Raw genomic sequence first — 14,399 nt, forward strand, 5'->3', positions numbered from 1 at the left:
GGAGGGAGATTATGTGTATGGAAAGAACATTCTTGATGTTGAAGCCGGATGCCGTTCAACGTGGGCTGGTCGGGAGAATTGTTGCTAAGTTAGAAGACAAGGGCTTCAAGCTCGTCGGAATGAAGTTCATCCAGGTAGATCGTGCATTGGCTGAAGCTCATTATGCTGAACATAAGGGCAAAGGGTTTTTCGAACCAACCGTGGCTTATATAATGTCATCGCCCGTTGTTGCTATGGTTTGGCAAGGAAAGAATGTTGTGGCTTTGGCAAGAGAGCTGATGGGAGCCACAAACCCCGCGAATGCTAATCCAGGGTCAATTCGGGGTAAATATGGAATGGACATTAGCCGCAATGTAATCCATGGTTCGGATTCTGTGGCGAGTGCCGAACGTGAAATTGCCCTTTATTTTAAACCTGAAGAGCTTGTCGACTATACTAAAGCCGGGGAAGATTGGTTAAGCGAGTAAAAATTTGATTTATCCTTTTTGGTATACAACTAGGGACGCCCTGATGGGTGTCCTTTTTAAAAATTTGCTCTCTTTTTGGAGGTGGCAATGAGATGCAGTTGGAGATTAGGGAACGATCCTTACTAGGTTTAGGGTCTGTATTGATTGGTTTTCTGTTTGTAATGCTGCTCAAGGCGCATGGGATTGCTGGCAATGATCCTTTAGGGCAAGAAACGGCAGTACCAAATTTAGTTCAAACCGAACTCGAAAATCAGCAGATTTCTGTGGAAAATGATAAGCTGCGGCAAGAACTTGCGAAGTATGCTCAAGGCCAAAGTGCCTCGACTTTAGCGAATCAACAACTTCAAGACGCTGAAATGAATAGCGGGTTAATAGCTGTTTCGGGACCGGGGTTACGAATTACCCTTGATGATTCAAAGCGAACAGTTCAGGGTCAAGATGATTTAAACAATTATTATATTCATGAGCAGTATATTCGGGAGATTTTTAATGCTCTATGGAATGGTGGAGCAGAGGCTATTGCAGTTAACGGGCAGCGTGTAACCACGAATACTGAGGTCTTTTGCGGGGGCTCTTTTATTCAAATTAATGGCACGCGTCAAATGCCGCCCTATGTTATTGAAGCAATTGGTGATAAGACTAACCTCACTGCGGCTCTCAAGTTTTATGGATGGGATAGGCTGGGGGATTTTCAACAACAGTATGGGATTACACGTAAACTTGAGATCGAACAAAATTTAATTTTGCCAGCCGGAAAACTGAAGCCGTATCGCTTTGCTCAACCAGTTAAGGAGGGAACATAATGCATCGTTGGAAAAGAAGTTTAGCCCTCCCTGTTACGATGGTAGCTATTGCTTTAGGTTTTCTCGTCTCGTTACAGGCTCACACTCAAAAAAATGTTTCTGCGGCGGAACAAATAAGTGCTGAGCGTTTAACTCAAATGAAATCAGTATTAGCTAATTCCCAGGCCCAAAATGCCCAACTTCAGAAGGAACATCAGAATTTATTAACAGAGTTGGATACGGCGCGCAAAAAAGTAGGAACTGATCCTCAGGTGCTAGATCGACTGAAGCAATTACAGATTCTTGAGGGGACACAAGCTGTTGAGGGTCCAGGCATACAAATAAGCATCGATGATCGTGGCAAAAACACGATCTTTCCTGTAAGTACTGAGGATATTACCAGGATGGTCAATACATTGAAATTTGCCGGAGCTGAAGCAATTAGTGTGAACGGACAACGCATTGTGAGTACAACAGCTATCGTTCTCAGTGGAAGTTCGACAATTCTCATCAACCAAGTTCCAATTAACCGAGCCGAAGGAGTTCCTTATGAATTGGATGCCATTGGAGATCCAGACACTCTTCTAGATTATTTCTCTAAAGTAGAGGCACCTACTTTGAAACAGAACGGACTGATAGTAAGTATTACGCGAAAAACCTTGACGATTCCCTCCTTTAAAGGTTCATACACCTTCAAATATGCAAAACCGATAGTCCCTTAAGGATTTCCGTATTATGAGAAATAATGGCATTATAGAGAAGGGAATTCACTTAGTTTATCGAATTTAAAATATTATTGGAATAATTCGATCAAGGTGAGTTACTGGCGATAGAAGTAAGTGAAAGCAGGCCTTGGGTGAATTCCCAAGGCTTACCTTCTTTATAACCACTTGCCTTGATTGCAGGTTGGGAGTGGGTCAAAATAAAACATTCGATGGCTCGCCTAAATCGGCTCTTAGATCATCGAGATTATGTTACCTATCAGGAGACAATCGATCAGTTAGAGAAAAATCGGCAGTTCTGTAAACATGGTTTTGATCACGGGATAAGTGTTGCTCGTATAGCTTATACCTATATTTTAGAGCAAGGCAGTCGTGCTCTTTCTAAAGAAGTAGTTTATGCCGCTGCCTTTCTTCATGATATAGGACGATGGATGGAGTATCAGAGCGGAGAAGACCACGCCGAAGCGAGTGCTGAACTAGCATTGCCGATACTTGAAGATTGTGAGTTTAAGCAAGAGGAAATTACGATTATTCTTAAGGGGATACGTGAACATCGCCAACACAGCGCAGTTGGTCTAAGTATATTAGGTAATGCTCTGGCTTTGGCTGACAATTGGGCAAGGGACTGCCGTCATTGCCCAGCTCAAAAAGAATGTCACAAATATAATCAAGTAATGAGACTTATTACGTATTAATTTGGAGGGTTCAACATATGCAAAGTTATGGCATGAGATGGGTTAGCATGGATGATCTGGAAGAGGCCAAAATGGCCTTAAAAGAAATTGGCACAGATTCTGCGGGAATTGCTCATATGGCCGGAAAAGGATTGGGACGAGGAATTAAACTTGAGCAAGTGCCCTTGCGTGTGGCTCATATTCTAAAGCAAGAGATGCTCTCTTTGGGCGGAGATGCAGCGGTCCATCGCAATGTGATTGTAAACCAAATTGAAATGACAGATATTATGCTGCTTGGAACAGTTCGGCAGCTTGAGAGGCTTTCGACAAAAGTTTTATCTCAACCCTTCGGATTGAAGCAAATCGGCTCTGATTTGAGGAAATTGCTGGGCAATTTAGAACCTCCTAAATCCAGAATATTAAACTGCCGTGGCAAAGAATTAAGACTTGGTGAACGAACCTTAATTATGGGAATTTTAAATATAACGCCTGACTCTTTTTCCGATGGGGGGAGATATAATAATCTTGAGGATGCGATCGCTCAAGCAGAACGAATGGCCGCTGAAGGGGCGGATATTCTGGATATCGGGGCAGAATCCACCCGGCCAGGACATCTTGAAGTTAGTGAGGAAGATGAATGGAAGCGCTTGGAACCTATTTTGAAAACTTTAGCGGAACGTGTTGATTTACCGCTTTCCATTGATACCTATAAAGCAAGTGTGGCGGCTAAGGCCCTTGAAGCCGGGGCCCATATAATTAATGATATTTGGGGCCTGCAAAAAGATCCTGAAATGGCAAGAGTTGTTGGTGAATATAGAGCTCCTGTGATTGTTATGCATAATCAGACGGAAACAACTTATCATCATTTAATGGGGGATATTCTGACATTTTTAAAACAGAGTATTGGACTAGCCGAAGCCTATGGTTTAACGGGAGACCAAATTATCGTAGACCCGGGAATCGGCTTTGGCAAAACCCTGGAGCAAAATCTTGAGGTCATGTCCCGCTTAGCAGAATTCAAGGCCTTAGGTCATCCCGTACTATTGGGAACATCTCGCAAATCCATGATCGGAAAAACGTTGGATCTAGCAGTTGATGAACGTTTGGAAGGGACGCTGGCGACAAGCATTCTTGGAGTGGCTGCCGGAGTAGACATTGTACGAGTTCATGATGTTCAAGAGAATCGCAGAGCTGTAGAAATGGCAGATGCCATAGTTCGAGGGCAGAGAGGAGTTAATTATGTCGGGGCATGATGCTATTCACCTTCGAGGCCTTGAGTTCTATGCCTATCATGGGGCTCTGCCTGAGGAACAGATTCTTGGGCAGAAATTCATAATAGACATTGATCTTTTTGTGGATCTCAGTCGGTCAGGAAGTTCAGATCAAGTTCAGGACACTATTCATTATGGTGAAGTTTACAATGTTATTAAAACTTGTGTGATGGATGATAAACATCAGTTGATAGAATATTTGGCTGAAAAAATTGCCCAAACAGTTTTGGCCCAGTTCAACTGCAAATCTGTTCGGGTAGAAGTACATAAGCCCCAAGCACCGGTTGCCGGCATTTTCCGAGACGTTTCCGTGGAGATTTGGCGACCGGCAGGAGGAACAGCATGAGAGCATTTTTAGGATTGGGCAGTAATCTTGGGGACAGAGGCTACTATCTTAGCGAGGCTCTTTCGGCTTTAAAGCGTCCCGCCATAGCTATTCTGTCACTGTCACGAATCTATGAAACCGAACCTTGGGGAGTCCAGGAGCAGCAGCCTCTGTATTGGAATCAGGTGGTAGAGGTGGATACCACTCTTCCTCCCTTGGATCTGCTCCATGTCTGTCAAGAAATTGAACAGCAATTCGGACGAGTGCGTAAGGAACATTGGGGGTCCAGAACGATTGACATTGATCTTCTAATTTATGATAATGTGGTTAGCGATTCGAAGGAATTAACATTACCTCATCCCTATCTGGAGGTTCGGGAGTTTGTACTGGCTCCCCTGCGTGAAATCGCGCCAAATCTTATTTTACCTTCGGGAAGACCAATTAGTAAGGTTTTTGGAGAGGGAAAGGTGTTTCCAAAAGAGCAATACTCGGAGCTCCAACAAGACTAAACTGTGAGCCGACGACATCGAAAGAGTTGTACGGTGGTTTTGGTGTCAACGAATGAATCATGCCTACCAAACTAATACTATTGCATAAACACCGCTTGGATCATTGGACCGAGACGGAGGGTAGATTAAAGTGCCTTCACCTTGGTGAGGGTATTTTTTTTCACTATCAAATTCCCACGCCGTAAAGCGGCACCACAGATTGTTGCTAAACCAGTTTAGAGAGTAGGTCTAAATGGAGTAGGGAGGGGAAAGAATGAAGTTTGGGATTATCGGAACAGGGATTGTCGGGACTGCGTTGGCACTTCGCTTAGAGGAGAAGGGTCACTATTGTATTGGTGTTCACACGCGAAGTCGCAGCTCTTATGAACGCTTCTGCCGGTATTTGCCTAAAAACCATCTTACGTTGGATGAACTCGCCTCAACTGCGGATGGACTGTTTATAACTACCCAAGATGATTTAATCCGCACGGTGGCTGAAAACCTTAGTATTAGACCTTCGATTAAATCAGAACAACTTTGGGTTCACTGTTCAGGTTCACTCCCTTCGACTGTTCTGAGGGTCAAAGAGGATTTGTCTGTACGCTGTCTTTCTCTGCATCCTCTTCAGGCTTTTGCCAGCATAGAAAAGGCTTTGGAGATCTTAACCGGGACTCATTTTGGAATAGAAGGTGATGATGAAGAGTTTGGTGAGGGTCTTGTCAACGATCTGGGGGGGATTCCTCATCGCATCTTAGCGTCCCAGAAATCTATGTATCATGCAGGTGCCGTAGTTGCTTCAAATTATCTGGTAGTATTGGCTTCTTTGGCTGTGGAACTTTTTGCTGAGGCCGGATTCCAAGAGAATGAAGCCTTGGCATCATTAATTCCTTTGATGCGAGGGACTCTCTATAATCTGGAGCAGGTTGGACTCCCCCAAGCCTTGACAGGGCCGGTGGCGCGAGGCGATGTTAAAGTGGTACAAGGCCATTTAGACCATATGCCCTCGAAGCTCAAGGGAATATACAGGGAATTAGGGTTAAAAGCTCTGGAGCTCGGAGAAGACAAAAAGGCTCTACAAGGATTGACTTATTCTCCGGAAGATTTAAATAAGCTGAAATCAATGTTAGGCCATTTATTTAATTAAAATTGATATGAACTGCCAAAATTGTTGGTACTCTATTGACAGAGCTAAGATTTCCTTGAAAATTCACTGCACATCGAATTTACTATAAAGGTAGGAAAGGCGGACATAGGTATGCTTAGAACTGCTAATATTTCAGAACTTCGTAAAATCATTAAAGAGGAAAAACAAAGGGGGAAAACCATCGTTCTTGTTCCTTCAATGGGTTACTTGCATAGAGGACATTTAACCTTAATTGAAAAGGCTAAAGAAACAGGGGCTTTTGTTGTTGTAAGTATTTTTGTTAATCCCCTGCAATTTGGACCTAATGAAGATTATGCACGTTATCCGAGGGATTTAGAAAGAGATGCACAATTAGTGGAAGAGTGCGGCGTTGATCTACTCTTTCACCCATCTGTGGAGGAAATGTATCCCAGACCCATGGTAACTTTTGTTGAGGTAGGTCAATTGGATAAGGTATTATGCGGTGCGAATCGCCCCGGGCATTTCCGAGGAGTTACCACTGTTGTCAGCAAATTGTTTCATATTGTCCAGCCGGATATAGCCTTTTTTGGTCAAAAGGATTATCAACAATACTTGATTATCCGACGAATGGTTAGTGATTTAAATCTTCCAATTGAAGTTCGAGGTGTACCTATTGTTCGAGAAAAAGATGGTCTAGCTCTCAGCTCGCGTAATGTCTTCTTATCGGCTGAACAACGCCAGGAAGCCTTAGTACTGTCTCGTAGTCTTCAAGAAGCGGCAGAATTGATTCGACGAGGAAAGCAATCAGCCCGAGACATTGAAGATTTTATTCGCACTGCCATTAGGCGTGACAGCCAAGGGGTTATCGATTATGTAGAGGTCAGGGACGCCGAGGATCTGTCGGAAGTTACAGAAATCAATCGGCAAGTACTAATTGCGCTAGCGGTGAAGTTTGGCCCAACGCGCTTAATTGATAATATAGTCGTGGAGGTTGAAACTAATGTTTAGAACGATGATGAAATCGAAAATTCACAGAGCAATCGTGACAGAAGCTAACCTTCAATATGTGGGGAGCGTGACGATAGACTCAGAATTGATGCAAAAAGCGAATATTTTACCTAATGAGAAGGTTCAGATTGTCAATAATAATAATGGTGCCAGGTTTGAAACCTATGTCATTCCCGGAGAGCCGCATTCCGGTGTGATCTGTCTCAATGGTGCCGCAGCTCGACAGGTGCAGGTCGGAGATCAGGTAATTATTATTTCCTATTGTTTACTTACGGATGAGACAGCCCATAATTACAAACCAAACGTTGTTTTTGTGGATGAGAATAATCGGCCAACTAAAATTGAGTCCGAAGAAATTCATGGACAAAAATCATAATTGGATCAAGCAGGGAGCAAAAGCGAATGGCAAGTCACGATATTCTTCAGCTTCTCGTCTCTCTTCCCGGAGAGTTTGTATCGGGTGAAAGAATCAGCCAACAACTTAATGTCACTAGAGCTTCAGTTTGGAAGCAGATTAAACAGCTAAAAGAAGAAGGATTTGATATAGAGGCCCATACCAAAAAAGGATATTGTCTCCGTAAAACTCCCAATTCATTAAATGCTTGGGTTATTGAGCAAATGGTAGAAACCAAGTCCTTTGGGCATGTACTATCTATCGAGGACAAACTGAAATCAACAAATGCTAAGGCTAGGGAATTAGCACGTGAGGGAGGAATTCATGGTCAGGTTGTTATAGCAAAGTCGCAATATGCAGGACGTGGAAGAATGCAGAGGGAATGGCAGTCTCCGCTGGGAGGATTATGGATGTCGGTAATTATCCGGCCAAATTTGACTTTAGCCAATGCTTCAAAGCTAACCCTTGCTGCAAGTGTGGCGATTGTAGATGCTATAGAAGAATTATATCAATTGCGGGTCGGAATTAAGTGGCCCAACGATCTTCTCTATAATGGCCAAAAGATTGCCGGAATACTCGGGGAAGTTGTTGGAGAATGGAACAGAGTTCAGACCTTAATATTAGGAATTGGCATTAATGCTAATTTTTCAAGTGAAAAATTAGGTTCTATTTTAACGGCTGCAACATTAAAGGAAATTTTAGGGTACGAGGTAGATTTGAATAGGTTGGCGGCCACGATTTTAGAGTACTTAGAAAAACAGGTTACAGCCCTGGAAGAAAATCTTTTTGAAGACCTACGTTCTAATTGGATGGCTCGAGCGGTTGGTCTTGGAGAAGAAGTAAGGGTTTTGCGTGGTGAAGAGGTCTTTAGGGGCGTGTTTAAAGGAATTTCTCAAGATGGTGAATTGCTCCTGAGCACAGAACAGGGCGAAGAGCGGTTTTCTGCCGGAGAAGTTAGGTTGAGGTCTAAGCAGGGATCATATTTTTAGAGAGATTCCTTACGGATACTTAGAAAGATATTGCAAGTTATCGGCTCTTATTGTAAACTCAAAATAAAAAATAAGTTTACAATGGAGGGCTAGATTTATGAATGTTCGGAAATTAGCTATGTCATCGGTTTTTGCTGCATTAATGTGCTTAACAGGTATGCTGATACATTGGGCACCTGCCTTGATTCCTTTTAGTATACTTCCGGTTTTTGTGTATCTTTCGGGGCTTATTCTCGGAGCGGAATATGGTGCCATGGCAATGCTCGTTTATCTGGTATTGGGGCTGTTTGGACTGCCCGTTTTTGCTTCTGCACCGTTCGGGGGCTTAGGTTATATCTTAAAACCGACATTTGGCTTTCTGTTAGGTTATGTTGCGGCAGCTTATGTTGTGGGGCGTTTTTATCGTGAAGGAAGTCTTTGGCGGGCGATTACTGGTGTGTTCTTCGGTCTTATTGTTTTATATTTATTTGGTTTAAGTTATCTTTACGTAATTTTACATTGGGTTTTGCATCAAACAACAAGTATTGCGGGTGTTCTGGCGATCGGATTTGTCCCTTTACTTTTTATGGGAGATTTGATTAAGGCCGGACTCGCAGTCTGGGTTGGTCAAGAGATCGTTCGTCGGCGCTAAACTGCCTCAAATCGTTAGGGAAAAGGAGTGGTAGTGTGATTCTTCTATTCGATGTAGGAAATACAAATATTGTTTTAGGGGTCTATGATGAAAGGACATTGACGCATCATTGGAGAGTTTCAACCGAAAAATCTCGAACTGTTGATGAGTATGCGGTTGTGATTAAAAATCTTTTTGACTTTAGTGGATTAAGCTTTAGGGAGATAAATGCTGTTGTCATTTCTTCCGTTGTCCCGCCTGTTATGCCTACCTTGGAAACGCTTGCTCGAAAATATTTTGGCGTAGAACCGCTTGTAGTGGGGCCGGGGATTAAGACAGGCATGCCGATTATTTATGATAACCCAAGGGAAGTTGGAGCTGATCGGATTGTAAACGCTGTTGCAGCTTATGCCAAATATGGCGGTCCCCTAGTCATTGTAGATTTTGGCACAGCAACAACGTTCTGTGTTGTTTCCAAACGGGGTGAATATTTAGGAGGGGCTATTGCGCCGGGGATTGGAATCTCAACTGAAGCCCTCTTCTTGCGTGCATCCAAATTACCAAGGGTCGAGATGGTAAAACCCACTTCGGTAATTGCTAAAAATACTGTTTCCGGAATGCAATCAGGGATATACTACGGTTTTACTGGCCAAGTTGATGGGATTGTTAAACGGATAAAAGAGGAATTAGGATCAGAGACTAAAGTTGTAGCAACTGGCGGGTTGGCGAAGATGATTTCTCAAGAATCTGAAACCATCGAAACAGTGGATCCTTTTCTGACCCTCGAAGGGCTACTAATCATTTATGAACGGAATCAGAAATAATTTATCGAGGAATGAATATGAATCTAGGAAATTATAACCTTGGAGTTCCTGTATTTTTAGCACCTTTAGCAGGAGTAACGGATAAGGCCTTTCGCGAAACGGTATGTGCCTTAGGCGGAAGAACTGTATGGACAGAAATGATCAGCGACAAAGCATTGAATTATCGTAATTCAAAAACGTTGAGCATGTTAGATTTAAGAGATGAGCCAGAGCCCAGGATTGTTCAGCTTTTCGGTTCAGATCCGGAAACAATGTCTCGGGCAGCTCTTTTGGCTCTAGATGCCGGTGCAAATGTTATTGATATAAACATGGGATGCCCTGCTCCTAAAATCATTAAAAATGGCGAGGGCTCGGCTCTGCTAAGAGATTTGCCGCGGGCACAAGCTATTGCGGCCGCTGTCGTAAAGGTTGTTAGTATTCCGGTTACGGTAAAGATTCGCCTTGGCTGGAATCACGATGAAATTGTGGCTTTGGAGATGGCTCGTCGTCTTGAGGCAGTGGGAGTTCAGATGTTAACTCTTCACGCCCGAACTCGAGAACAATTCTATTCGGGACGAGCTGATTGGTCCTGGATCCAAAACGTTAAGCGTGAAGTTAAAATCCCTGTTATTGGCAACGGGGATATATTTTGTCCGGAAGATGCGCGTAAAATGATTGAGGAAACGGGATGTGACGGTGTCATGATCGGCCGTGGAGCTTTGGGAAACCCCTGGCTTATTTCCCGAACCCAGCATTTCCTTGAACACGGCACAATAGTACCTGAACCACTCCTTGAAGAACGTCTTATGGTCGCCACGCAGCATTTTGAGCGAGTGTTGCGCTATAAGGGCGAACATATTGGTCTTAACGAAATGAGAAAACATGCTGTTTGGTATATCAAAGGAGTACGAAATGCGGCACAATTCAGAGATATTATTATGCAAACAAGATCCGCTGATGAAATGAGAACCGTCTTGAGTCGAATATTACAAAATGGGGAATAGATTTTGTCGAAGAGAGAAAAACTATGGGAACATTGCTCGGTAAGAGGGAATGTGGTATCCTTGACAATATTTTGCAAGGTCCTTATAATAACGAGTAATGTAATTGAGGAATTATTTTTTACAGTTCCTGGTTTAAATGAAGTACGCTAAAGCTGTTAGAAAGTGCAAGGTACTATAAATGGCACAATGCGTAGGACGAGAAAAGGGAGCGAGAAACTATGCCTGAAAAAGAAGTCATTCTGACCTTAGAAGGCCTCAAAAAACTTGAGGAAGAGTTAGAACTAACAAAAACAGTAAAGCGTCGAGAAGTTGCCTTGCGGATCAAGCAGGCCATTGACTTTGGTGATATTAGTGAAAACTCTGAATACGACGATGCTAAGAATGATCAAGCTTTTATCGAAGGTCGAATTATTACCCTGGAAAAGATGCTCAGGAATGCACGGGTTATTGATGAGGTTGAAGGAACAGATGTTGTAACCTTAGGTGCAAAGGTACGTTTGAAAGACGTTGATTATGGAGACGACGAAGAGTACTATATTGTTGGTTCAGCAGAAGCAGATCCGGGTACGAATAAGATTTCTAACGAGTCTCCGGTAGGTAAAGCCGTTTTGGGTCAAACAAAAGGATCTATCGTGGAAGTTAATGTACCTGCGGGGATTCTTCACTATCAAATCCTCGACATCAAGTAAGATTAGAATCCCATTAGCAAATTAGGACAGAAAAAATAGGCTTTTTTCAGAGTGCAGTGTTTCTGTATGGTTAATCAAATACAGATCCTGCACTTTGTTTGTTGATCTTGAGATAGCCATATTATGGGAAACGCGGCCAAAATGATGAATGATCGTTGGTTTTACGTTCAAAATCTTGATTCTTCTTGTTTATCTGCGTCCATATTTGGTAAAATTGATAAGATAAGAGTAAATGATGGAGGAATTAAGATGGATAATACTAACGACCTTTGGCGAATACGTTTAGATAAGCTTGATCTTTTCCGCCAAGCAGGTCTAGAACCTTATGCAGACCGCTATATTCGTTCTCATAAAGCTCAAGAGATACTGGATGATTTTGAAAATCTGGAAGGTCAGAAGGTTAGCATTGCCGGCAGAATTATGAGTAAACGAGATCAAGGAAAGGTTATTTTTGTCCACAGTCAAGATTTAAGTGGGCGGATTCAGATTTATATGCGTAAGGATGATCTAGGCCAGGATCTCTTTGATTTGATCTCCAAATTCGATGTCGGGGATATTATCGGAGTTGAAGGAGAGGTTTTTCGCACCAAACGCGGGGAGATCTCGATCCATGCACGAGATGTCAAGTTGCTTTCCAAGGCAATGAGGCCTCTGCCGGAAAAATTCCATGGGCTGACTAATGTAGAAACACGCTACCGCCAGCGGTATTTGGATTTAGTCATGAATCCTGAGGTTCGTCAAGTTTTTGTGACACGGAGCAAAATTATTCGCTGCATGCGAGAATATCTTGAAGCGAAAGAGTTTCTTGAAGTTGAGACACCAACTCTGCACAGCATACCAGGGGGAGCGGCGGCTCGTCCTTTTATTACCCATCACAATACCCTTGATATTGATCTTTATTTGCGAATTGCTCTGGAGCTTCCTTTAAAGCGTCTTATTGTCGGGGGATTTGAAAAAGTCTTTGAAATTGGCCGAACTTTTCGTAATGAAGGAATTTCGATCAAACATAATCCTGAATTTACTATGATGGAACTCTACCAGGCCTATGCAAATTTTGAAGATATTATGGAACTAACTGAGGAGATGATCTCCTACATTGTAAAAAAGGTTCATGGAACGACGATGATAACTTATCAAGGGCAAGCTATTGAGTTTAAAGCACCTTGGCGCAGACTACCCATGTTGGAGGGGATTCTTGAGTATTCAGGCGTTGATTTTCGTGAGATCGTAACAGATGATCAGGCACAAGAGATTGCTAAGGAAAAGGGAATTCAAGTTGACGAGGGAACATCACGTGGAAAAATTATTAACGAGTTTTTCGAAGCCTTTGTCGAACCTAATTTGATTCAACCAACATTCATTACCGGACATCCTGTTGAAATTTCTCCTTTAGCTAAGCGTAATGCCATACATCCGGAATATACGGATCGTTTTGAAGCGTTTATATTTGGGCGTGAGCTTGCTAATGCTTTTTCAGAGCTTAATGATCCTATCGATCAGAGGCAGCGTTTTGAAGCCCAGGCTGCGGAAAGAGCCAAGGGAGATGACGAGGCGCATATTTTGGATGAAGATTTCGTGCAAGCTTTGGAATATGGTCTTCCGCCGACAGGAGGTTTGGGGATTGGTATTGACCGGTTAGTAATGTTATTAACGGATTCTGCGTCCATTCGAGATGTAATCCTCTTCCCAACCATGCGTCCGCGAGACGAGAATGTTCAAGATGCGGATAGCGATGAATAATTTGCCTTTGCTGATATCTCTAGATGCCTGGAATTGGTTAGGTATCTGAATTAAGCCAAATTATTAAGAGCATATTATGGGCGTTGTCATAGAGTTATTTTGCTTGGTTAGGATTGAGAGTCTGACTAATAAGTTGGACTCTTTTTCCATGGGATACATTGTTATCCGGGTTATAGAAGCAAGAAACATATAAAGATGATTGTCTTACCTATTGCGAGAATATGAAAGCATATTTAATAAATAGCACTATAAACCCTTATAAACACTGAATTATTATGGTTGAAAACGTTAATACAAATATGGTATATTAGTCATTGTTCGCTCGGCAATATATTAGAGAGAGCGAAACAATACAAATTCAAGCTAAATGGATTAAAAATAGATATTGACTTTAACAGTCATTAATGGTATGATTGAAATCTAGCTTGATAAGGGATATGTTTTTTAACAACTAATTCGTTTACAACACTGGTCTTTGAAAACTAAACAACAAGGACAGCCAATGAGAGAAACTCGGAAGAGTTTCAAAAGAATCATGGAATCATGAGCAAGTCATCATCTTCTTTAAGGAAGTTGAAATAACTTTTTTGGAGAGTTTGATCCTGGCTCAGGACGAACGCTGGCGGCGTGCTTAACACATGCAAGTCGAACGGAGAGAATTCTAAGTTTACTTAGAAGGATCTTAGTGGCGGACGGGTGAGTAACGCGTGGGTAACCTACCCAACAAACCGGGACAACCCTTGGAAACGAGGGCTAATACCGGATACGCTTATAGGTTGGCATCAACGTATAAGGAAAGGCGGCCTCTGAATATGCTGCCGATGATGGATGGACCCGCGTCTGATTAGCTAGTTGGTGGGGTAAAGGCCTACCAAGGCGACGATCAGTAGCCGGCCTGAGAGGGTGAACGGCCACACTGGGACTGAGACACGGCCCAGACTCCTACGGGAGGCAGCAGTGGGGAATCTTCCGCAATGGACGAAAGTCTGACGGAGCAACGCCGCGTGTATGATGAAGGTCTTCGGATTGTAAAGTACTGTTTTTAGGGAAGAACGGTTTCTTCAGGAATATGGAGGAGACATGACGGTACCTAAGGAGGAAGCCCCGGCTAACTACGTGCCAGCAGCCGCGGTAATACGTAGGGGGCGAGCGTTGTCCGGAATTATTGGGCGTAAAGGGCGCGTAGGCGGGTATTTAAGTCCGGTGTGAAAGATCAGGGCTCAACCCTGAGAGTGCATCGGAAACTGGGTATCTTGAGGACAGGAGAGGAAAGTGGAATTCCACGTGTAGCGGTGAAATGCGTAGATATGTGGAGGAACACCAGTGGC

At 43.0% G+C, this 14,399-nt stretch carries 16 protein-coding genes and 1 rRNA gene; all 17 read left to right on the forward strand.

The window, feature by feature from the left end; translation table 11 throughout:
- Window positions 1-17: 17 nt before the first annotated feature.
- Window positions 18-467 (forward strand): nucleoside-diphosphate kinase, encoded by a 450-nt coding sequence (ndk, locus tag DEAC_RS05575; protein ID WP_047809077.1) that lies wholly within the window; start codon window positions 18-20, stop codon window positions 465-467.
- 92 nt (window positions 468-559) lie between these two features.
- Window positions 560-1,270: a DUF881 domain-containing protein gene (locus DEAC_RS05580; RefSeq protein WP_047809026.1), complete on the forward strand. Its 711-nt coding sequence runs from the start codon at window positions 560-562 to the stop codon at window positions 1,268-1,270.
- Window positions 1,270-1,971 (forward strand): DUF881 domain-containing protein, encoded by a 702-nt coding sequence (locus DEAC_RS05585; protein ID WP_047809027.1) that lies wholly within the window; start codon window positions 1,270-1,272, stop codon window positions 1,969-1,971. Before DEAC_RS05580 ends, DEAC_RS05585 begins: the two co-directional genes overlap by 1 nt.
- Window positions 1,972-2,183: 212 nt before the next feature.
- Complete coding sequence (locus tag DEAC_RS05590; protein ID WP_047809028.1) at window positions 2,184-2,666, forward strand: HD domain-containing protein; 483 nt, start codon at window positions 2,184-2,186, stop codon at window positions 2,664-2,666.
- A 17-nt stretch (window positions 2,667-2,683) separates the two neighbouring features.
- Window positions 2,684-3,898, forward strand: a complete 1,215-nt coding sequence (folP, locus tag DEAC_RS05595) for a dihydropteroate synthase (RefSeq protein ID WP_047809029.1) — start codon at window positions 2,684-2,686, stop codon at window positions 3,896-3,898.
- Window positions 3,885-4,262 (forward strand): dihydroneopterin aldolase, encoded by a 378-nt coding sequence (folB, locus tag DEAC_RS05600; protein WP_047809030.1) that lies wholly within the window; start codon window positions 3,885-3,887, stop codon window positions 4,260-4,262. The genes folP and folB overlap by 14 nt, the downstream gene beginning before the upstream one ends.
- Window positions 4,259-4,750, forward strand: coding sequence for a 2-amino-4-hydroxy-6-hydroxymethyldihydropteridine diphosphokinase (gene folK, locus DEAC_RS05605; RefSeq protein ID WP_047809031.1), 492 nt, complete (start codon window positions 4,259-4,261; stop codon window positions 4,748-4,750). Before folB ends, folK begins: the two co-directional genes overlap by 4 nt.
- A 253-nt stretch (window positions 4,751-5,003) precedes the next feature.
- A complete protein-coding gene (locus DEAC_RS05610) occupies window positions 5,004-5,873 on the forward strand; it encodes a Rossmann-like and DUF2520 domain-containing protein (protein ID WP_047809032.1) in 870 nt (289 codons plus the stop codon).
- 111 nt (window positions 5,874-5,984) lie between these two features.
- Entirely contained in the window at window positions 5,985-6,842 is an 858-nt protein-coding gene (panC, locus tag DEAC_RS05615; RefSeq protein WP_047809033.1) for a pantoate--beta-alanine ligase, read from the forward strand.
- Window positions 6,835-7,218 carry an aspartate 1-decarboxylase gene (panD, locus tag DEAC_RS05620; protein WP_047809034.1) on the forward strand — a complete coding sequence of 128 codons (384 nt, stop codon included), beginning with the start codon at window positions 6,835-6,837 and terminating at the stop codon, window positions 7,216-7,218. The genes panC and panD overlap by 8 nt, the downstream gene beginning before the upstream one ends.
- Window positions 7,219-7,244: 26 nt before the next feature.
- The gene (locus tag DEAC_RS05625; RefSeq protein WP_047809035.1) at window positions 7,245-8,225 is read left to right on the forward strand and encodes a biotin--[acetyl-CoA-carboxylase] ligase; all 981 of its coding nucleotides are present in this window, start codon (window positions 7,245-7,247) and stop codon (window positions 8,223-8,225) included.
- Window positions 8,226-8,322: 97 nt separating this feature from the next.
- Entirely contained in the window at window positions 8,323-8,856 is a 534-nt protein-coding gene (locus DEAC_RS05630) for a biotin transporter BioY (protein WP_047809036.1), read from the forward strand.
- A gap of 35 nt (window positions 8,857-8,891) precedes the next feature.
- Window positions 8,892-9,659, forward strand: a complete 768-nt coding sequence (locus DEAC_RS05635) for a type III pantothenate kinase (RefSeq protein WP_047809037.1) — start codon at window positions 8,892-8,894, stop codon at window positions 9,657-9,659.
- A 17-nt stretch (window positions 9,660-9,676) separates the two neighbouring features.
- The gene (gene dusB / locus DEAC_RS05640; RefSeq protein WP_047809038.1) at window positions 9,677-10,642 is read left to right on the forward strand and encodes a tRNA dihydrouridine synthase DusB; all 966 of its coding nucleotides are present in this window, start codon (window positions 9,677-9,679) and stop codon (window positions 10,640-10,642) included.
- A 218-nt stretch (window positions 10,643-10,860) separates the two neighbouring features.
- Window positions 10,861-11,331 (forward strand): transcription elongation factor GreA, encoded by a 471-nt coding sequence (greA, locus tag DEAC_RS05645; RefSeq protein WP_047809039.1) that lies wholly within the window; start codon window positions 10,861-10,863, stop codon window positions 11,329-11,331.
- Window positions 11,332-11,580: 249 nt separating this feature from the next.
- Window positions 11,581-13,071, forward strand: coding sequence for a lysine--tRNA ligase (gene lysS, locus DEAC_RS05650; RefSeq protein ID WP_047809078.1), 1,491 nt, complete (start codon window positions 11,581-11,583; stop codon window positions 13,069-13,071).
- 584 nt (window positions 13,072-13,655) lie between these two features.
- A 16S ribosomal RNA gene (locus tag DEAC_RS05655) occupies window positions 13,656-14,399 on the forward strand; the annotation flags it as partial.

The organism is Desulfosporosinus acididurans (assembly GCF_001029285.1).
GTDB lineage: Bacteria > Bacillota > Desulfitobacteriia > Desulfitobacteriales > Desulfitobacteriaceae > Desulfosporosinus > Desulfosporosinus acididurans.

Coding starts and splice junctions, on each gene's coding strand:
- ndk (WP_047809077.1), top strand. CDS start 18: ATGGAAAGAACATTCTTGATGTTGAAGCCGGATGCCGTTCAACGTGGG.
- DEAC_RS05580 (WP_047809026.1), top strand. CDS start 560: ATGCAGTTGGAGATTAGGGAACGATCCTTACTAGGTTTAGGGTCTGTA.
- DEAC_RS05585 (WP_047809027.1), top strand. CDS start 1,270: ATGCATCGTTGGAAAAGAAGTTTAGCCCTCCCTGTTACGATGGTAGCT.
- DEAC_RS05590 (WP_047809028.1), top strand. CDS start 2,184: ATGGCTCGCCTAAATCGGCTCTTAGATCATCGAGATTATGTTACCTAT.
- folP (WP_047809029.1), top strand. CDS start 2,684: ATGCAAAGTTATGGCATGAGATGGGTTAGCATGGATGATCTGGAAGAG.
- folB (WP_047809030.1), top strand. CDS start 3,885: ATGTCGGGGCATGATGCTATTCACCTTCGAGGCCTTGAGTTCTATGCC.
- folK (WP_047809031.1), top strand. CDS start 4,259: ATGAGAGCATTTTTAGGATTGGGCAGTAATCTTGGGGACAGAGGCTAC.
- DEAC_RS05610 (WP_047809032.1), top strand. CDS start 5,004: ATGAAGTTTGGGATTATCGGAACAGGGATTGTCGGGACTGCGTTGGCA.
- panC (WP_047809033.1), top strand. CDS start 5,985: ATGCTTAGAACTGCTAATATTTCAGAACTTCGTAAAATCATTAAAGAG.
- panD (WP_047809034.1), top strand. CDS start 6,835: ATGTTTAGAACGATGATGAAATCGAAAATTCACAGAGCAATCGTGACA.
- DEAC_RS05625 (WP_047809035.1), top strand. CDS start 7,245: ATGGCAAGTCACGATATTCTTCAGCTTCTCGTCTCTCTTCCCGGAGAG.
- DEAC_RS05630 (WP_047809036.1), top strand. CDS start 8,323: ATGAATGTTCGGAAATTAGCTATGTCATCGGTTTTTGCTGCATTAATG.
- dusB (WP_047809038.1), top strand. CDS start 9,677: ATGAATCTAGGAAATTATAACCTTGGAGTTCCTGTATTTTTAGCACCT.
- greA (WP_047809039.1), top strand. CDS start 10,861: ATGCCTGAAAAAGAAGTCATTCTGACCTTAGAAGGCCTCAAAAAACTT.
- lysS (WP_047809078.1), top strand. CDS start 11,581: ATGGATAATACTAACGACCTTTGGCGAATACGTTTAGATAAGCTTGAT.